General features: G+C 40.7%; 17 protein-coding genes, 2 tRNA genes and 1 pseudogene. 14 read left to right on the top strand and 6 right to left on the bottom strand.

Features of this window, described 5'->3' with window-relative positions:
* Nucleotides 1-591 precede the first annotated feature (591 nt).
* The 8 genes from AB4323_RS18020 to AB4323_RS18055 all read left to right on the top strand — a co-directional run bounded on the left by AB4323_RS18020 (nucleotide 592) and on the right by AB4323_RS18055 (nucleotide 8262).
* Nucleotides 592-1197: a hypothetical protein gene (locus AB4323_RS18020; protein WP_102333587.1), complete on the top strand. Its 606-nt coding sequence runs from the start codon at nucleotides 592-594 to the stop codon at nucleotides 1195-1197.
* Between the two features lie 9 nt (nucleotides 1198-1206).
* Nucleotides 1207-2703 carry an FHA domain-containing protein gene (locus AB4323_RS18025; protein WP_372058369.1) on the top strand — a complete coding sequence of 499 codons (1497 nt, stop codon included), beginning with the start codon at nucleotides 1207-1209 and terminating at the stop codon, nucleotides 2701-2703.
* Nucleotides 2696-3196 (top strand): type VI secretion system lipoprotein TssJ, encoded by a 501-nt coding sequence (tssJ, locus tag AB4323_RS18030; RefSeq protein WP_372058368.1) that lies wholly within the window; start codon nucleotides 2696-2698, stop codon nucleotides 3194-3196. The genes AB4323_RS18025 and tssJ overlap by 8 nt, the downstream gene beginning before the upstream one ends.
* A gap of 11 nt (nucleotides 3197-3207) precedes the next feature.
* The gene (tssK, locus tag AB4323_RS18035; protein ID WP_017062572.1) at nucleotides 3208-4533 is read left to right on the top strand and encodes a type VI secretion system baseplate subunit TssK; all 1326 of its coding nucleotides are present in this window, start codon (nucleotides 3208-3210) and stop codon (nucleotides 4531-4533) included.
* Entirely contained in the window at nucleotides 4530-5321 is a 792-nt protein-coding gene (gene icmH / locus AB4323_RS18040) for a type IVB secretion system protein IcmH/DotU (protein ID WP_017062571.1), read from the top strand. Before tssK ends, icmH begins: the two co-directional genes overlap by 4 nt.
* A gap of 148 nt (nucleotides 5322-5469) precedes the next feature.
* Complete coding sequence (locus AB4323_RS18045) at nucleotides 5470-6984, top strand: PAAR-like domain-containing protein (RefSeq protein WP_372058366.1); 1515 nt, start codon at nucleotides 5470-5472, stop codon at nucleotides 6982-6984.
* A gap of 5 nt (nucleotides 6985-6989) precedes the next feature.
* On the top strand, nucleotides 6990-7739 hold the full coding sequence (locus AB4323_RS18050; RefSeq protein WP_372153015.1) for an AHH domain-containing protein: 750 nt from the start codon (nucleotides 6990-6992) through the stop codon (nucleotides 7737-7739).
* Nucleotides 7732-8262 carry a hypothetical protein gene (locus AB4323_RS18055; RefSeq protein WP_372058364.1) on the top strand — a complete coding sequence of 177 codons (531 nt, stop codon included), beginning with the start codon at nucleotides 7732-7734 and terminating at the stop codon, nucleotides 8260-8262. Before AB4323_RS18050 ends, AB4323_RS18055 begins: the two co-directional genes overlap by 8 nt.
* Nucleotide 8263: 1 nt before the next feature.
* Here the strand turns inward: AB4323_RS18055 and AB4323_RS18060 are convergent, their stop codons facing one another.
* On the bottom strand, nucleotides 8264-8734 hold the full coding sequence (locus tag AB4323_RS18060; RefSeq protein WP_372153017.1) for a hypothetical protein: 471 nt from the start codon (nucleotides 8732-8734) through the stop codon (nucleotides 8264-8266).
* A 139-nt stretch (nucleotides 8735-8873) separates the two neighbouring features.
* On the opposite strand from AB4323_RS18060, the gene AB4323_RS18065 reads away from it, so the two are divergent.
* Nucleotides 8874-9365: a hypothetical protein gene (locus tag AB4323_RS18065; protein ID WP_372058361.1), complete on the top strand. Its 492-nt coding sequence runs from the start codon at nucleotides 8874-8876 to the stop codon at nucleotides 9363-9365.
* 77 nt (nucleotides 9366-9442) lie between these two features.
* Here AB4323_RS18065 and AB4323_RS18070 read toward each other — a convergent pair whose 3' ends face one another.
* Nucleotides 9443-10567 (bottom strand): DUF1254 domain-containing protein, encoded by a 1125-nt coding sequence (locus AB4323_RS18070; RefSeq protein ID WP_372058360.1) that lies wholly within the window; start codon nucleotides 10565-10567, stop codon nucleotides 9443-9445.
* A 122-nt stretch (nucleotides 10568-10689) separates the two neighbouring features.
* Between AB4323_RS18070 and AB4323_RS18075 the strand changes: the two genes are divergently transcribed.
* Nucleotides 10690-11610 carry a LysR family transcriptional regulator gene (locus tag AB4323_RS18075; RefSeq protein ID WP_372058359.1) on the top strand — a complete coding sequence of 307 codons (921 nt, stop codon included), beginning with the start codon at nucleotides 10690-10692 and terminating at the stop codon, nucleotides 11608-11610.
* Between the two features lie 98 nt (nucleotides 11611-11708).
* Here the strand turns inward: AB4323_RS18075 and AB4323_RS18080 are convergent.
* The 4 genes and pseudogenes from AB4323_RS18080 to AB4323_RS18095 form a co-directional block, all read right to left on the bottom strand.
* Nucleotides 11709-12227 (bottom strand): annotated as a pseudogene (locus AB4323_RS18080) (IS5 family transposase); the annotation flags it as partial.
* Between the two features lie 119 nt (nucleotides 12228-12346).
* The gene (locus AB4323_RS18085; protein WP_017064539.1) at nucleotides 12347-12664 is read right to left on the bottom strand and encodes a cytochrome c; all 318 of its coding nucleotides are present in this window, start codon (nucleotides 12662-12664) and stop codon (nucleotides 12347-12349) included.
* An 89-nt stretch (nucleotides 12665-12753) separates the two neighbouring features.
* Nucleotides 12754-13758: a low-specificity L-threonine aldolase gene (gene ltaE, locus AB4323_RS18090; protein ID WP_372153019.1), complete on the bottom strand. Its 1005-nt coding sequence runs from the start codon at nucleotides 13756-13758 to the stop codon at nucleotides 12754-12756.
* A gap of 39 nt (nucleotides 13759-13797) precedes the next feature.
* Nucleotides 13798-14313, bottom strand: a complete 516-nt coding sequence (locus AB4323_RS18095) for an NUDIX hydrolase (RefSeq protein ID WP_017062564.1) — start codon at nucleotides 14311-14313, stop codon at nucleotides 13798-13800.
* 288 nt (nucleotides 14314-14601) lie between these two features.
* Between AB4323_RS18095 and AB4323_RS18100 the strand changes: the two genes are divergently transcribed.
* From AB4323_RS18100 to AB4323_RS18115, 4 genes are all read left to right on the top strand, one after another.
* Nucleotides 14602-16257 carry an ATPase RavA domain-containing protein gene (locus AB4323_RS18100; RefSeq protein ID WP_017067123.1) on the top strand — a complete coding sequence of 552 codons (1656 nt, stop codon included), beginning with the start codon at nucleotides 14602-14604 and terminating at the stop codon, nucleotides 16255-16257.
* 11 nt (nucleotides 16258-16268) lie between these two features.
* Nucleotides 16269-17714 carry an ATPase RavA stimulator ViaA gene (viaA, locus tag AB4323_RS18105; RefSeq protein ID WP_017064542.1) on the top strand — a complete coding sequence of 482 codons (1446 nt, stop codon included), beginning with the start codon at nucleotides 16269-16271 and terminating at the stop codon, nucleotides 17712-17714.
* 199 nt (nucleotides 17715-17913) lie between these two features.
* A tRNA-Cys gene (locus tag AB4323_RS18110) sits at nucleotides 17914-17987 on the top strand.
* Between the two features lie 46 nt (nucleotides 17988-18033).
* Nucleotides 18034-18109: transfer RNA gene (locus AB4323_RS18115), tRNA-Gly, on the top strand.
* Nucleotides 18110-18152: the final 43 nt, after the last annotated feature.

An 18152-nucleotide genomic window follows, 5' to 3' on the forward strand; every position in this document is an offset into this window, starting at 1 on the left:
CTTGTTTTTTATTTATATTCCCGAATTCAACTCCGAACTGCGACATTCTTAATTTTAGCACTATGTGACGTTATTCACAAAAAGATCAAAAAATGTAACAATTTACGACTAGGCTTTATAAAATTTCAGTGATGAAGGTCACATTTATGGTCTTTTTGGGGAGAAATAATATGAATCTAACTATTCCTACGTGTGGTGCTTTATTGATTAATAATTACTCTTGTCAATGATTGCATAAATATTAACTAACACTAAATTAGAAAAATGCTTTAAATGATTATGCCATAGGTTAAAGATAAAAAAGTGGCATTTTAGGTTTTTTGAATTTTGTAAATGCTAATTTTCTTGTATTGAACAACCTTCTTTCTTTGGATGGTTGTTGGTCGTTTGATTTTTCAATTATTGATAGTTTTGATTTTATAAATGAATTTTATTTGTAATTATTCGTAATGCATTTTCTTGTAGATATATCGTTTTTTTTGCTAGTTATAATGTCGTAAATGGCGGGTGTGACCGTCTCCTTATTGTAAAAGACATAATACTTGCTATCTTGCGCATCTAGTTAATATATGGATGAACTCAGAGGGAAGCATGCGAAACCTAAGTCAAATCGGTCTAATATCCACAATGTGTCTTTTTTCGTCCATCGCAATCGCGAAGGGTGAAAGATATGGTGGTTCAGTAAATATGCTGAGCATAGACACTATAGAATATGATGAAGGGCCGAGTGGACAAGTAGATGCTCTACGTTACGGGTTCGTCCATACACGTCCAATTGATGAAAGTAACAACCGATGGCGTTGGTGGTTAGGGTTCAATTATTTAGCAGAAGATGATATCGAAGCTCCAAAGAATGGCGTTTATAACGAGGTAACCAATTACGAATTTCGTATTGTGCCTCAGTATGCTTTAGGTAGCTGGTCGGTGTTCACACCTTATATAGGTGCAGGCTTGTCTTTAGGTTACTCGCAATACTCAAACCGTTGGAAAGTTGACGACCAAGGCTTTCGTTACGGCGAACAACTTGAAGATATCGATCAATTTGAAGCTGGCGCTGTTGTGACTTTTGGTAGTGTGATCAAGTTAGGAAGTAACCCAGACGCTCATTTACAAATAATCCCGCAAGCTTCATACATCTTACCTTTTTATAACGAAGGTCTAGGTGGTGTCGAGTTTAGTGTTTCTCTTCTGTTTTAAAGGCTATTCATGCGTATAAATCAATTGGTTTTGGTGATCTCGAAGTGCCCTGAAGAATATGTTGGAGCTAAAAGTATCGAGATGCCTGAAGAAGGTGGATCTCTAGGGCGAGAAGCAGGTTGTACAGTGACTTTAACGGATCACAACCGATTCATATCTGGTACGCACTGTCTATTGAGTATATATGGAGACACTTATTACATTAGTGATGTGAGTACAAATGGCACATTGGTTAATGGTAATAAGATCCTAAAGAATCAACCAGTTTCGTTGTGCGATGGTGACAGAGTTTCTCTCGGACAATATGAAGTGAGTATTTCTCTTGAGTTGGTAACGACTTCATACGACATAGCTTCTGAAATAGCGCCAGAAAGAGATTCAACAGACCCTTTAATGAACTTGGAAGAATCCGTTGTTGAGGAAGAAGCAGAGACAGGCGCGCTTGAAGATCTCTTCATGGAAACGAAACCTGATGGAGTAGATACTCATGATCCCGTCGAGCACTTAAAATTCTCAATGCAGAGAGATGATGATTATTTGGTCCGAGACGAAAGTAACAAAAAAAATCTTATGAAGTCATCGATAGAACCACAAAGGCAAGTTGTTGATGACAGTTTAAGCATCCATTCTGAGTTCGACCTCCCTAGTCTGATTCCTGAAGATTGGATGGGGATGGAAGAAGAACAGCAGGCGAACCTGAATGCTCAAGACATCGCTGATGATCAAACTAAGATACCGAACCGTTTAAAACCAACAAACATTGAAGGTACCGATTTTAAGTCAGATACGCTTACCGGCAGTTCAGATGTTCCCAAGCGTAAACCGACAAAAGTACCGCCTGTTACTATTATCCCTAATTCCGCAAATATACAAAGCCACAAGTGGGAAGAGGTGACACAAGAGTTTGTCCCTCATACCGAACCACAAGAGCAGCCTGTTGAAAGTGAGAGTAGAACTCAGAGTAATACCGCATTGAGTGAAACTTCTTACGAACATGAAAATGTAACACATGCATTCTTTGAAGGACTGGGTGTTGATTTAGAGTCTGACACGAAACATGACGCTTTATTTTTTAAACAAATGGGCGCTTGTTTGCGATTGTGTATCGATAATTTGTACAAAGATTTACAGAGTGTTGAAGAGCTTACTGACGAAAGCTCCTTTGCTCACAATGATCTTAGCCTAACTACATTGATGTTAACGCTAAATAGTCAAAATCTATTGGCTCCAAATGAGCTAATTGAACAGATACTGGATGAACTTAGCGAGCACGATACCTTATATGCGAAGGCAATTAACGATTTGGTATTGGAGCAACTAAAAGTGAATGATCCTCAGCAGTTTGCAAACACTTTAAGCCAGGAAACGCGCTTCCTTAGTAAGTCAAAGCTATGGCAAAAGTACAGCGAACATTATGAGCAGAATACTCGACAATTCAATGAGTCGACATTTAAAGCGTTGATGAAAGACAGATACAGTAAGGTTGCAAAAGCTGATCATGCGTAAACTTATAATCCCCATTACCTTGTTTCTATTATCAGGTTGTTCTATGTGGGAGCAGTTCAAAGAGTCCTCAGGGATAACTCCTGAGACTTCTTCGATTGAACTTGTTATCGAAGCTTCAGAACACCTCAATGTTCGTGACCAAGGTCAATCGTCCCCAGTAATTCTGAGAGTTCACGAATTAACGTCTCCAGTTATGTTCCGTAGTTTGGACTTCTTCGCTTTGTTCGAAAATGATAAGGCCTCCTTGGGGGATGAATACATTAAACGGTACGAATATCAGCTGCAACCAGGAGACAAGTTGCACGAGATTCTAGAGTTAGACCCAACAACTAGAGCATTGGGTTTTTCTGTCGCATTCCGCGATATCAATGGCTCGTCTTGGCGGAAGGTTGAAGTGATCGAAGAAAAAAGTGAGTACTTTCTGAGATTAAAAGTAGAGGGTAGTGAATTATCTTCGAACAATACTCGCGGTATTGAACAGACGTATTTTTAAGGAACTGACGAATGTCTTTATATAACCCAGTTGTTTGGCAAGATGGTATGTTCATGAAGCCTCAACACTTTCAGCAACTCGATAGGTCTCAAGGCAAGTTATCTAACATGCTTAGCTCTAATAGCTCTCCCTTACACTGGGGAGTGAAAAAAATTGAGATTAACACTGAGCTACTGGCACTTGGCAAAATCGGGATCACACGAGCAGAAGGTATCTTACAAGACCGTACTCCATTTGATTTACCGCTTCTTGCTGAGCTTCCAGAAGTAAGAGATGTTGACCCTTCTATTGCGGATAAAGTGGTGTATTTATGCTGTCCACTGCCATCAGAACGATCTGAACTCTTTGGCGGAAATGGAGACGGTGCTCGCTATAACATGGAAACCCAAGAAGCCGTAGATGCATGTTATGAATCAGAAGATATGGCAAGTATTGTGGTGGGTAAGCTTAACTTTTTCTTAATGTACGATCATGAAGATAAGAGCGCATATACATCAATTCCCATTTTGAAAATTTCGGAAGTGAAGCCAGACGGAAGCATCATTCTGGATGACAACTATATTCCGACGTGCATTGATATTCACGCATCTACAGTTTTGAGCAAGTTCGCGACGGAATTCGCGTCAATGCTTAAACACAGAGCCGAATCGATTGTTCAGCGTTTAGGCGTGGTTGACCAACAGGGCGTGTCATCTGTTGCTGATTTTATGTTGTTACAAGCTTTGAATCGTTATGAGCCGTTGTTCTGGCATTTTGCAAGTGTTGAAGGCGTTCACCCAGAGTCATTTTATCGGATCCTGTTACAAGCGGAAGGTGAATTATCTACACTGTGTTCCGCATCTCGTAGACCACAAGAGTTTACAAAATACAACCATAGCCAACTGACCGATTGTTTATCTCGTACGCTTGATAGCGCGAAAATGACATTAAGTGTTATGTCAGAACAACGTGCAATACCTTTAACATTGAGAGAGCAAAGCTATGGAATTCGAACTGCAGCAATTCCAGACAGTAAAATTGTCGAATCTACGACGTTTATTCTTGCTGTTAAAGCAGACGTACCGCTTGATATTTTACATACACAATTTGTGAGCCAAACTAAGATTGGTTCGATCGACAATATTCGCGATCTAATCAACTTACAATTGCCGGGCATTGAAATGAAACCAATGCCAGTCGTACCTAGAGCGTTGCCTTATCATGCTGGCTATACCTATTTTGAGCTTGATAAAGCGAGTGACGAATGGAATGCATTGAATAACACGGCAGCAATCGCTGTCCATATTGCTGGCGACTTCGCGAACTTATCACTACAGCTTTGGGCTGTACGTTTATGAGTTACGCCGAAAACGACGTCACCGTAGTACTATTTCAACCAGAACCAGGCAAACCAATGGAGGTTATGCCTGCACCTGATTTATCTAGAAATATTGCGGTAAGAGACCTAAACGTCGAGAGCATGGGGGTTAACCCGTTGGTCGATCAGTTTACCTGGTTAATAGCCAGTCTCTCATGTATGTCTTCGATTCCTTGGTTGGACGATCCTGGCCCTTTTAGAGAACAAGTTGCGCGAGAAATTCGCAAAGGTGAACGAAAGCTCAATGAAATGGAGTTGGATCGGGCATCAATATTAGTCATACGCTATTGCTTATGTGCTGCAATAGATGAATCTGTGTGTAGGCAAGAGTGGGGGGCAAACAGCCATTGGAGTACCAATAGCTTATTGTCGGAGTTCCATAACGAAACATCGGGTGGCGATAAGTTTTTTACTATTTTAGAGCGCTTGAAAGCTGATCCACGAAAATACAGACACGTTATCGAATTCCTTTATTTATTGCTTCAACTTGGGTTCAAAGGCAAGTACGGCCGAGAAGAGCGTGGTAACGAAAAGCTTTCAGAGATAGGAAACACAATTTATCGCTTAGTCCGAGACGAGCGTTTAGCCGAACAGGAAAAAGTAACGTTAGTTAACTTAAAGGCGAAGTATTTAAAGAAACCGCTCAAACGCGTTATTTCCCCTAAGTTGATTATTGGCGTCAGTACTGTGATCTTTGGTGTTATGTATGCCGCGACTTACTTGGTCATTGACCTAAAATTTCAGCAGTTACTGGATGTTTATCAATAGCATTAGATTTAATTGTGAGATCTTCTGTCCGTTTTTAAAAATAGACTCGAAGTAACAGTCTCATCCTTCATTTTCACTGCGTACTTAGAGAGATTGCAGCCTGCGATCTCTTTTATCATACATCTATTGGAATTTAATTGGATTTACTATGGGCGTAACAGTTTGTGCGAATGGACTCAGCGTAGTTCATCAAGGCTCAGGAGGAGAAGCGAACGCAACACTCCCTGATGTTTGTTTAACAACAGTCGGCAAACCTGTTGTTCCTATCCCTTATGGTAACAATGCAAAGTCTGCCGATTTAGCGGGAGGCACCACGACTGTCTCTATGGATGGCGGTAACAGCATTGCTATTAAAGGCAGTAAATTCAGCGCCAGTACTGGTGATGCCGGTGGTGATAAAAAGGGCGTAGCTTCTGGCACTATTGAAGCCGAGGCCGAATTCATATCAGCTTCTCCTACCGTTAAGTTCGAAGGTGTCGGTGTATGCCGCCTTTCTGATCAAATGACCATGAATAAAGCCAACACCATGTGTTTAGGCGGTGCTCAAAACCCTTCGGTTTCTGTGACAGAAGAGCAAGAAGGGACGTATACGGTAGACCTGTTTCTTTCTTATTCTGATGGAGAACCTGTTCAAGGGGCTACATATAAACTGATTGATCAAACCGGCGCTTCCTTTGAAGGTACATTAGATAATGTAGGCAAAGCTTCGGTGAGTGGGGTTGCACCTGGTGAATTTAACATTGACTATGGTGAAGATAGTCGCGAATTCATGCCAAACATCCCAACTAAAACTAACCCTAATTTCAACCCAAATGCGAATGCTCAATTAATTATTGAAGAAGCAAAGCGAGGCGAGGTTGGTTTTTGGGAAAACTCCTGGAAGAGAATGTCTGGCGCTGCCAGCTGGGTCTGGGGAGTAATTTTAGGTGACTTTAATGATGATGCATCGGTAGAGCAAATCATTGCAAACACAGCGCTGACAATGATCCCCGTCGTAGACCAAGCAGCAGATGTACGAGACCTTTCAGCAAATATCATGACACTATTAAGTGAAGAAGAACGAGATAAGCCAGAAAATTGGTTGGCACTGTCTTTGACTTTGATTGGCTGTATTCCAACGTTTGGTAGTGCAGTTAAAGGTACATGTAAAGTCGCTTTGAAAGGCGGGAAGGGTACATCAAAAGACACATTACTTGCGGTACTGCGTGGGATGGGTAAAGGTGACCCGGAAAAGTTCTTACGTACCCTAAAATGGGTTGATTACGCCAAACAGGCTAGCAACATTGTATCGGATGTTCTAAAACCCTGTATTGAAGTGGCCACCGAGTTGGCTTCATACGCCAACAGAATGGGTGCGGATGAACTAGCAGAATACTTCTTAAAATTGGTCGACGAAGTGAAAATCATCGATAAGATGGTGCCAGACAAATTAAAAGAAGCGATGGGCGAGTTTGAAAAACTTTTTGCTCGAATCTTAGATAAGGGCGAGAAAACCTATCCAGCAAAAGTAAAACACAACACAGGTGAGTCTGCTCAGTCAGGAAAGAACTCTGCAAAGGCGAATGAAGAAAAAGATAAAAACTCTGGCCGATGTAAAATATGTAATAAGGAAATAGGAAAACTTAAAACACAGTGTATCGGACATAAATTAATAAAGGCATAAATATTATGGGTAAATGGAATAAACTGACGATAAGTAATCTTAGTCGACATCCTAAAAAGGCTGTGGGATTTAGGTCGTTTAGTGAAAACTGGGCTCCTATTTGTGAAATGTTTGGAAATTCAATTCATTCTCACCCATGGATTACCAACTCTACAAACAAAGATTTGTCTGTAAAAGTCTTGGCTCCCCATCATATAGTTTCTATATCATCTCTAAACTATATAAATAAAAATTACAAGAAGATATTAAGCAGATCTCTATATAATGTTAATCATCCGAAGAATATACTGTTGCTACCTGCACAAATAGAAGCAATGGCTTGCGAGTTGAGAGTTCCTTATCATATTGGTAATCACCGAGAATGGGGTACAGTCGATGCTCTAATTCCTAAAGAAAATGTAAAAAAAATAGAAGAAAAAAATGGAGGTACAGATATTGCTGGGGGATATCACTTTTTAGTCAGTGGCAAGGTTAGAAAGGAAATTAAGAAAATAATGAAAAAATGCAAAGATTATAAATGTCAAGAAATAGTTGATGCAATAGATAATTTATCAAAAACAATTTCTAATGATATTACAGCCGGTAGCATCAAGTTAAATAAGAATGGTGCGGACTTTTTGGACGATGGATTAGGTTGTGGAAGGGAGAAATGTAATAGTGAGAGAAACCATAATTTTTACGTCTCTCCTCACACTATAAAACAATTGGCCATGACTGGAACTAGACTAAAAACGGCGTACGAAATCTATGGTTAAAGAGTTATTTGAAGTTACAGAAAACTACATTACAAGTGATTTCCATTTTCAAGAGTCCGATCAAAGAACTTTTCAACTAGTGTACGATGAAATTACTTCATATAATAACAAGTTGGTTATCTATTCTACTTCTGAGATAAATGATTACAAGATGAAAAGCATCTATCGTTATGCTGATGGTTTTATTGTTAATGATGAAAGTGCCAGAATTCTGGCCTCTTTAGATATTTATAATCTATCAATTACACCTATATTAATTAAGGATAGGAAAAGAGTTGTTGAGAACTACTTTTATATGAAGGTTCACTCCATAATAAATTGTATAGATAATGAGAATTCAATATTTTATAGAGAAGGCGATGCATTCTCATTACAAAGTATAACTATCTTGTCAAACCGAATAAGCGAAAAGGATAGGATATTCTTCATTGATGATGATTATTCTATCTTGATGGATAAGGAGATTGTATCTGTTCTCCTTAAAAGCAATGACCTAGTGGTAAATAGCGTGTGTTTGAATTAACTTACATAGTCATGTTTTCTATGCTTTCATTGGTTTTCATAGATGAGTTTTTGATCTCTAACAAGCTAGGTTTAGTCAGCGATGGAGAGTCAGCGTTGCTAAATGAAGGAGTTATATAATACTCATAAATTCCATCATCTTGTTGCATTGTAATTATGTTTTCTTTTAACGTTATAGTACTATTTTGATCAAACTCTAAGGTGAATATACTATTTATGATTAAATAATCTTCAAATTCGCTGACAGCACAACTAATGACATTAAAGTGCTCTGTAATATAACCATCAATCATGTCAATTAAGTCGAATTTAGGTATGTCTGACTGGTTTGGAGTGAGCTTAACGTAAGGAGTAACAACCTGTTCATCTGTTAGTTTAAGATCAAGATACTGTTCATCTAAAAAATAGTCTTGTATATGAGATTTTATTATTTTGTACTCAACTTCGAATTTAAAACACTTTACTTTAATCATGATTTATTTCCTATGGTGGTTTATAAGATATTTAATCATTTTTAAGGTTAAAATGGAAGCGTTTGCTGGCACCGTATAAATTTTTAAGACCAGTTAGTTTTCAACGATAAGCCGCTTCACTAAGTTTAGGAAATAAATTATGAAAGAAAATTATGTTATTTTAACGAAGCAGGCGTTAACTAACTTCCCATTCCAACAAAGCCCCAAGCCAATAGTGCCAGTAGAGCCTGATTTACTGCTTGAAATGACGTTTTCTCCAAAGCTATTTATCATCAGCGATGTTGCATCAAAAGTGGAGAAACTGGTCATACACGGAGTAGAGTGGTTAGACGCGCGCGTGGATTGTTCTCCAAGCCAACCAACAGATGATCAAATTAAAGTTTACGAAGACTATCGAGTGCCTTATATCCATCAAACTTATAAATTGACGGATAAAGAAAAACAATACGGCAAGTTGAACTGGTTAGACATTGAGTCAACGGAGTTTGATTTTTCTAAGTTTGAGAATATTCCACTAGAAGAAAGGCTGATCTTCAAACTAGAAGAAGATTATGGTTTGGTTTTTATTCACCAAAGCGTGATTGATTTACTTAAGCAACATGTTAATGATGTTTGGGTTCGAGATGTATAAAATGAAAGCGCCTGAGGCGCTTTTTTTTAAGTCATACTGGTTACGTTAACTTCTGATACATAGCAATAGTTAAGCACTTAGATCTTTTCAATCTCGGGCAGGGTGTATACCTTCATTGATTCAACGTTAGGTTGATAGACACGTAATAAGAAAGACCAGTTGTCTTTAGGGGTGTAAGCAAAGTTTACGTTATTACCATCCGCATGTTTTTTACAGTCTAAACCACCGAATACCACCGTGAATGTACCGTCTTCGTTTTGCGTCAGTCCTTGATTGGTCGAAACGATGTTATTCTCGTTCGACATGAGATAACCTTTTGAATCGTAGACAGTGATTGAGTAATAACCTAGGTCTCTAGCTAATTTAGGTGCTTCGTATGTCGCTTGGTAACATTGTTCACCTTTGGCATTCTCTAGTGCGTAAGGTGCATACATTGCGGTGTCAGCTGTCGATAGGCCGAACGCTCCAGCAATTGTGTAAGTAGTCTTTTCCCAGTCAGTCACATCTTGCGCTCGGTATTGAACTGTATCGTATGTGTCATTTAACTTATCGTATTCAGGCATTAATGCAGTACGAACTGCTTCCATAGCCTCAGTGTTTGGCTTTGGCAATCCTTCAAGATCTTGACCACCACCGATAATTTTCACTTTCGGCTGAAGCTCTTCTGTAATCCGTTTAACGTTTTGTTTTGTTCCATCTGTCGCAAAACGCAAGCCTATCAGCACATATTTTGTATCGAACATTTCAGGAGTGAACTCGTAAGTTCCTGCGCCAACCTTATAAAATGGTTGAGTGTGGTTCATATCTTGAAGGTGAAGTGTAACCAATTTCCCATCGTTCTCAGGTACAACGACTGTAAATGGTTTGGAGGTATCGATAACGCCCATTGAGTACAAGTGATCAATGGATGGTGATACAACCCAACGAGTGTCTTTGTTCGCCAGTTCTTTGAAGTGATGAAGGTTGTTTAAGCCTAACTTAAAGTTGCGAGCAAAATTGTCAGCAAACCAAATGCCTTCTTGGTTTATGTACTCATGCACCGTCATACCATGATCTTCTGGGTTTACCGCCCACGAAGAAGAGTCAATGTTAGCAAAGACGTCTTCAATTGATTTATCTTCATTGTTAAAGCTGGTTGTGGACGTTCCTGCAACCGTAGAGAAAGACGTGACCACTAATAAAGAAAGTAGAGTTTTTTTCATTTTTAAATACCATATTCTGTTTTATTAAGTTGAGGTAATGGTAAGTAAAAGTTTGGTATTTATGAAATGACTATATAGAATCACAGGTATGACAAATATGTTATACCTGTGAGGTTGGTACTTTGAAAGCTGCGCTAAACAAGATCGATTTGAACCTACTTAAGGTTCTACATGTTTTGATAGAAGAGCAAAATGTTACCCATGCTGCGGAGCGACTTTTTCTTGCTCAGCCTTCTGTGAGTCGGAAGTTACGGAAACTTCGAGAGCAGCTTGATGATGAGCTCTTTGTTTCGACTCCACAAGGAATGAAACCTACCTACAGGTGTAATCAAATCGCAGAGTCACTCCCTGACTTAATTGCGCTGCTAGAGAAAACATTAACTCCGGTAAAGAAGTTCGACGCGTACAGCCACGCTGGGCATATTTCTTTGGCCATTAATCCGCTTTTAGGACAGTCATTGCCTCATATCTTGTTTCTATTCCTTGCCAAGCATGCGCCGAACGTGACATTTTCTTGCCACATATGGAACCAGAATACGCTTGATAATTTAGCGAAAGATAACATTCAGTTAGGCATTAATTACGACGTCCCAATAGGCAGCAAGGCCATATTGCATAAACATTTGGCCGAAGATCACTTTAAGTTGTATGCGAATAAATCCCATCCTATTCATCTGAAGAAGATTGTAGAATTTGAATATCTTTCAGAATGTCGATTTGCAATTGCACAGTTGGCTGAGTGGAATGAAAAAGAGGGGATGATGGAAAACATGTTGGTGCAAAGAGGATTGAATTATAACGAAGTCTTTCGTTCCGAAATAATCTCAAATGTCGCATCTGTGGCAGCGCAAACCGAGGCTCTATTTCCAACTTCAGAACTGTATATCGATAATACACATAACCTAGTTGAAGTTAGTCATGCGAGGCTCCCATCATTCAATAGCAAGCAGATTTTGCTTTATCAACACAAAAAAAGGGAGTCAGATCCTTTCTACTTGTGGCTACATGAAAACATAGTCCAGTTGGTTGATGGGTTAGGTTAGTTGTCCTCCTGGCAACTGTTTAACTCGATACATCTTAACTCGATACATCGCTTTTTCTTAGAGTGAGCGCCATCACCAGGTACTTCAAGGATATTTCAACGAGTTTGTTTCAGTAAGTTCGGGGGTAATTCTCTATCTGTAACCGTTGATAAACTTAGCTCGGCGGCAACGAGCTCATGTGTGTTTGTATTGACTGCAATATGAAGCTTTCGCCAGACTCTACGCTTCCCATCCGTCCCGTGTTTTTTGACTTTCCATTCACATTCACCATAAACCTTAAGGCCAGTAGCATCGATGGCTAGGTGCCGTATTGCTCCTCTAGCTTTAGTCTTAAATGAGGCCTCAACTTGCTTGGCTCTAAGAATGATGTAGGTGTAATGCGGACAACTTAACGGCACATGGGCTAACCAAAATATCGAGACTACAAATCCTTGCAGCGCTGTCAGTGGCATAGAGAAAACTCGTTTCACCATGAGTGCTGTCGTGATAGCTAAATCATTGAACCGACATGGCCTAAACGCGCGCTTATTCTGTTTGCTCTGCGTCCACCCGACTATTGTCTCTTTATCAATCCAAAAGGTCAGAAAGCCTCGATTAATAAATGATTGGTTGTATTGTAACGAGGTTTAGGCACAGAGCTACGAGAGGGGGTGGGCGTAGCTGAACAGGTCGTAGGTTCTAGGTTTAGTTCGATTGAATTACACAACAAAGCCAACTCTCGATATGGAATAGAACGCTATCTAGATAATGAAGAATAATAGGCAGCAATATCTTTTAAATCTTGTTCAGAAAGTCGACTTAATTGAGCCTTCATCATGTCAGCGTAGGCACCTTCACGTTGGTCGTTCTTATACATTGTCATAGTATTGAACAAATAGAGGCGGTCTTGCCCTTTAAGGTCTGGGGAGTTTTTATTCGTGTTGTCGCCAGCAACTGAATGGCAAAAAACACAACTCGGGGATTTCAGTTTACCGAGTTCTGGATCACCAAAGTTGTCTGCGTGAAGTGTGAAAGAGAGGGAAGCAGTTAGTAAGATTAGATACTTGTTGTACACGTATATACTCCTGTGAAAACAAAAGTATAAAGCTTCCCCTTAGGGGAAGCTCAAGTATTAATAGCGATAGATGAGAACTTTGCTGAGAGTTACAGCGCTTTTTCTAATTCCGTTAGGAATCGAGCAATGTCTTCTGTACTAATATCACGGTGAGTAACAAAGCGAACAGGATTACCTGGTGACATAGTAATACCTTGTTCACCTAGCTCTCGTGCGATGCGGTTGATATCTACTGATTCATCTAATTTAGCAAACACAATGTTAGTTTGAATGAAATCAGGGTTAACAGAAAAGCCTTCTAACTTGCTTAGGCCGATCGCTAGGTTTTTCGCGTTCTCGTGGTCAGCTTTAAGTTGAGCCACGTTCTCCGTGAGCGCCATTTTCCCTGCTGCAGCAAGAATGCCTGCTTGACGCATACCGCCACCCACCATTTTACGTAGGCGGCGTGCTTTGGCGATGTACTCTTTACTACCAAGAAGTAGTGAACCGATTGGAGCGCCTAAACCTTTCGATAAGCAAATCGTCATAGAATCGAAGTGTTGTGCGATCTCTTTAATGTGAACATCTAACGCGACTGCCGCATTGTAGACGCGCGCTCCATCTAGGTGCATTTGCAAGCCATGTTGGTTTACGAACTCACGAGCTTCCGCTAAATAAGACATTGGAAGTACTTTACCATTGATCGTGTTTTCTAAACTAAGCAGCTTAGTACAAGCAAAGTGGCTGTCGTCTGGCTTAATCGCAGCGGCAAGCTTTTTAAAGTCTAAAGTACCGTCTGGGTTATTCTCGATTGGTTGAGGTTGGATAGAACCAAGGACCGCAGCGCCGCCAGCTTCGTATTTGTAGTTGTGCGCCTGCTGGCCACACAGATATTCATCACCACGCTCACAATGCGCCATTAAGCCAAGAAGGTTGGCTTGTGTACCTGAAGAGGTAAACATTGCCGCTTCAAAGCCTGTCTCATTTGCTGCCCACTGTTCTAGTTCGTTGACGGTTGGGTCATCGCCATAAACATCATCGCCCACTTCTGCGTTTGCCATTGCGTCACGCATAGCTTGCGAAGGTTTAGTTACGGTATCAGAACGAAAGTCCATGTTTCTCTCCTAGAGTACTTTAGGTAGCCATATAATTGGCTATAGATGGCCACATAGTTGGGCTTTACTTAAACAAGCGATAGTTTTGGTATCAGTGATTTGATCGTGTCGTATTTTATCGTGCAGTTCTTCTAAACTCAGTTCGATCACTTCTATTACTTCATCGTCATCGCATTCAAAGCGGGTAGTGAGGCTTAAGTCTTTTGCGACAAACAGATGTTGTATCTCATCACAGAAGCCAGCCAAAGGGGTGACTTGCCCCAAGCTTTGAAAAGAAGTTGCACTGTAACCTGTTTCTTCTTCCAGTTCGCGTTGGGCACATTGAAGAGGTGTCTCATCTATTTCCATCGTGCCTGCGGGTAGTTCCAAAAGCCATTTCTTTAGAGAAGGGCGGAACTGGTTAATGAGGATGATTTTTCCAGACGAAGTGATAGGAAGAATAACTGCCGCGCCAGGGTGATTGATTGTTGTATGTTTTACCACGACGTTCGTAGGGAGCGTCACGTTCTCCTCTATGAGAGAAATACTTTTCCATTTATGGATAACTTTACTCATGCAGTCTGGCCACATTCCTTGCCAATTTTTCGTATAACGGAAGACGTGCACCACCATAACGTCTATGGTGTCGAAAATAAAAGAAAAATTAGGTTTCGTATTAGATTTAGTTTCACGCCGTTCGTGATGTTACTCTCATAATTGGAATCTATGATTGCGCCAAAATTACCGACGTAACCATCTGATATAAATGCAACTCAATAATAAAATGCACTTGTAACAAAGCGCTAACAAATGTATAAAAACAATTCTACACTCTCAACTGTTCAAAGATTTTCGGAGTAACGCATGAACCCTTCTATTTCTTCACATGCTGACAAGGCGCTACTCTCTGAAAGAATCAATAAATTAGCGCATGCTCTGTCTGATGGTGTCTACGAAAGAGAAGACACCATTAAGCTTTGTTTACTGGCTGCTTTGGCTGGTGAAAGCGTGTTTCTATTAGGCCCTCCGGGCATCGCAAAAAGCCTTATCGCGAAACGTCTCATTCAGGCTTTTGATAACAGCAGCTATTTCGAATATTTGATGACTCGTTTCTCTACTCCCGAGGAAGTGTTCGGCCCACTAAGTATCCAAGAATTAAAAGACAACGGTCGTTACGTAAGACTAACCGAAGGCTACCTACCAACTGCACAAGTCGTCTTCCTCGATGAGATCTGGAAAGCCGGCCCTGCAATCCTAAACACGCTACTTACTGTCGTTAACGAAAAGACTTTCAAAAACGGCAGTGATATTGAACGTGTACCGATGCGTCTACTAGTATCGGCATCCAACGAACTTCCAGATGAAGACAGCGGCTTGGAAGCACTTTATGACCGTATGTTGGTACGCGTGTTCGTGAACCGTATTCAAAACAAACAAAACTTCAAATCGATGCTGACGACGGGTACTTCTCAAGAAGCGGTAATTCCAAAAGGTTTGGCGATTACGGACATTGAATACCATCAATGGCAGAAAGAGCTCGATAAGCTGGAACTGACAGACAATTCGTTTGATAAGTTGTTTGAACTAAAAACCATGCTTGAAGAGACGGTTAAGAAGCAAGGCTCTGCTTCAGAGTCAGAATTGTATGTATCAGACAGACGCTGGAAGAAGGCCGTTAAACTATTGAAAGCGAGTGCGTTCTTTAGTGGTCGCGATAGCGTGAACCCTCTGGATATTATGCTTCTGCAAGATTGTTTGTGGCATAGCCCAGAATCACGTGATGTGGTTCGTAGCGTGGTGAAAGACTTTGCATTGAACCGAGCGTTTGATCAACAAGAGTCGAAAGCTCAAATTGAAATGTCTCGTGAAGAGTTAGAAGAGATTCAAGACGATGTTGAATCAACGTTGTCGGTGTCACTTTCTATGGAGTCAACCAGTGGCTTGTTGCGTAAAGATGTTTACCAGAATGACATCAAGAACGCGAAAATGTACAGCGTGGGCAGTGCTTACAATCTAGTGAAACTGGTTATGCTGCAAAGCAACATGTCGGTTTCTGAATCTGAGAAAGGCGATAGCCGTTGGGTATACGTAGCCAAAGACGATTTTGATCGTGTTCTTAAAGAAGGTCACGGTGATATTTACGGTTACGTAAACGAAAATAAAAACCTATGCCGTTTAAAACTCGACTTGGATGCATCAAACCAATTAGTGATTAAAGACATCGCCAATCGCTCTGTATTGGTGAGTGTGGTTACTACTGACGGTTTAGACCAAGAACTGTACAACAAGTGGTTGAGTGGCGCTGAGAAAGCCTTAGAACAGTTAACTGAAGCTGAATTCAAGTTAAAACGCGTTCGTACTGAATTCCATGATGCATTACCTCATAACTATATTGACCCTGATTTACCAAAAGCGATGGAAGCAAGTTTGCAATCGGTAACGCAAGATCTTGAAACCACGAAAGTGAAGAGTGCCAAGATCGCTCAGCGTATTAAGTTTATGAGCCAGTACTTCGAGTAAGAGGAGAGCATATGTTAGGAGCAGACGGCTTAAACCTCGCTTTGATGGTAGCTGATTCCGGAATCATTGATACCGCGATGAATGATCTCATCGCTCGTTCTCAAGTCATGATGGCTGCAGAGAACAAAGGTGTGAAAACATCAGTGAAAAACCACTTAGTCAAATGGCGCGGTAAAGTAAAAAAACGCGTCACCAAGGTGTGTGAAACTGATCGATTCCAAGAGGAAATCGCCCTTTATCAAGAAGTGATTTACTGGGATGAACCTCAGTTCTTTGATGAGATAGACAGTGTTATCAAAAAGCTCGAGTGGCACTCAGCGTTTTATCTACAAGCTCGACGCCTTATGGAGAACAACAAGGGTGTTTATAACGCGATGTTTCCACACTACTTTTGCGACCAATGGTACCAATCACTTTCTGATGCGATTAAACAAGCTCAAGTAACTGAACTTGAAACAAGCAAAGAAAAAGTCTTAGCCGATCTTTATCAGCGCATGGAAACCATGAAAAACATGGATAAAGTGACTGAGTCGGGTGATGAAGGCAGTGTAGGGCGCTTGTGGGACATGGCTTCTGCCAAATTAAGCAAAACAGACCTTACCATCATGAAACGTCATGCTGAGTTCTTGAATAAGCACAAGGGCTTGCAAGAGATCGCTGAAAAGCTAGGCCGTATGGCTGGTGAGGAAGATGATCCTTCGCTACACAAAGCCCCTGTAGAAGAATTGCAGGTGGTTGAAGAGAAAAGCGATGAAGCGGTCGATGATATTGTCGGGATTCATGAAAGTGATGACCTTAACAAGATGCTGCCAAACGAAACCATGTTCTTAGCTTATCCTGAACTTGAGGTTATCTTTTACAAGCACTTGGCCGACAAGCGTTTACTGAGCTATCGCTCGCAAGGTAAATCACGCACGTTACGCAAAGTGAAGGCGCAAAAACCAGATAGCAAGAACATCGATATTGAAAAGGGCCCGTTTATAGTCTGTGTGGACGCTTCGGGTTCTATGAGTGGTTTCCCTGAGCAGTCTGCTAAAGCAATGGCTTATGCCTTAATGCAAATTGCTCTTGCAGAAGAGAGAGACTGTTATGTGATTCTTTTTTCTTCTGAGCAGATTACCTATGAGTTAACAAGGCAAGATGGCCTACGTGAAGCGAGCGACTTCTTAAGTTACTCATTCCACGGCGGTACGGATTTGGAACCTGTTCTCATGAAGTCGATTGACCTAATGACTGGTGATAAATACAAGAATGCCGATTTAATCGTACTTTCTGACTTTATTGCGCCGAAACAATCAGACGAAATGATTGCTCAGGTTGAAAAGTTGAAAGAACACAAAAACCGTTTCCATGCGGTTAGTCTTTCTAAGTATGGCAACCCTCAACTTATGACTATGTTTGACCACTGCTGGGCGTATCATCCGAGTCTTGTCGGTCGTTTTATGAAGAAGTGGTAGCGCTAGAACATCTTGTTTAACTCGATTTTGCTGTGTGTTTTTTGATTAAAGAGATCGAACATGCAGCAATTTGATTTAAATGTCAGCAAACGGAATTTAAATTCACTTTTTTGTTTGACTATCTCCCCTCAATCCGTAAAGTAGGCACCCGAACACAGCGGTGCGGCTTACTTAAGTCCCTAAAGTGTTGAATTAAAAAGGCGCCTTGGCAGAGTGGCTATGCAGCGGATTGCAAATCCGTGGACCTCGGTTCGACTCCGGGAGGCGCCTCCATTCTTTTTCTTAGCTTGATAAGTTAAGAGATATTAAGAATGAAAATGCGATACTAGCTCAGTTGGTAGAGCGCAACCTTGCCAAGGTTGAGGTCATCGGTTCGAACCCGATGTATCGCTCCAAATTTTGTAGTGTTGATTCATTTTGACATTAAGATGGTGTTTT

The sequence above is a fragment of the Vibrio sp. 10N.261.52.C11 genome (genome assembly GCF_041471405.1).
In the GTDB taxonomy this organism is placed as follows: domain Bacteria; phylum Pseudomonadota; class Gammaproteobacteria; order Enterobacterales; family Vibrionaceae; genus Vibrio; species Vibrio crassostreae_C.

Bases quoted from the DNA above. Each gene is read 5' to 3' on its own strand.
- tssJ (WP_372058368.1), top strand. From the start codon at position 2,696: ATGCGTAAACTTATAATCCCCATTACCTTGTTTCTATTATCAGGTTGT.
- icmH (WP_017062571.1), top strand. From the start codon at position 4,530: ATGAGTTACGCCGAAAACGACGTCACCGTAGTACTATTTCAACCAGAA.
- AB4323_RS18025 (WP_372058369.1), top strand. From the start codon at position 1,207: ATGCGTATAAATCAATTGGTTTTGGTGATCTCGAAGTGCCCTGAAGAA.
- AB4323_RS18095 (WP_017062564.1), bottom strand. From the start codon at position 14,313: ATGAGTAAAGTTATCCATAAATGGAAAAGTATTTCTCTCATAGAGGAG.
- viaA (WP_017064542.1), top strand. From the start codon at position 16,269: ATGTTAGGAGCAGACGGCTTAAACCTCGCTTTGATGGTAGCTGATTCC.
- AB4323_RS18100 (WP_017067123.1), top strand. From the start codon at position 14,602: ATGAACCCTTCTATTTCTTCACATGCTGACAAGGCGCTACTCTCTGAA.
- AB4323_RS18055 (WP_372058364.1), top strand. From the start codon at position 7,732: ATGGTTAAAGAGTTATTTGAAGTTACAGAAAACTACATTACAAGTGAT.
- AB4323_RS18065 (WP_372058361.1), top strand. From the start codon at position 8,874: ATGAAAGAAAATTATGTTATTTTAACGAAGCAGGCGTTAACTAACTTC.
- AB4323_RS18050 (WP_372153015.1), top strand. From the start codon at position 6,990: ATGGGTAAATGGAATAAACTGACGATAAGTAATCTTAGTCGACATCCT.
- AB4323_RS18020 (WP_102333587.1), top strand. From the start codon at position 592: ATGCGAAACCTAAGTCAAATCGGTCTAATATCCACAATGTGTCTTTTT.
- AB4323_RS18070 (WP_372058360.1), bottom strand. From the start codon at position 10,567: ATGAAAAAAACTCTACTTTCTTTATTAGTGGTCACGTCTTTCTCTACG.
- AB4323_RS18045 (WP_372058366.1), top strand. From the start codon at position 5,470: ATGGGCGTAACAGTTTGTGCGAATGGACTCAGCGTAGTTCATCAAGGC.
- ltaE (WP_372153019.1), bottom strand. From the start codon at position 13,758: ATGGACTTTCGTTCTGATACCGTAACTAAACCTTCGCAAGCTATGCGT.
- AB4323_RS18060 (WP_372153017.1), bottom strand. From the start codon at position 8,734: ATGATTAAAGTAAAGTGTTTTAAATTCGAAGTTGAGTACAAAATAATA.
- tssK (WP_017062572.1), top strand. From the start codon at position 3,208: ATGTCTTTATATAACCCAGTTGTTTGGCAAGATGGTATGTTCATGAAG.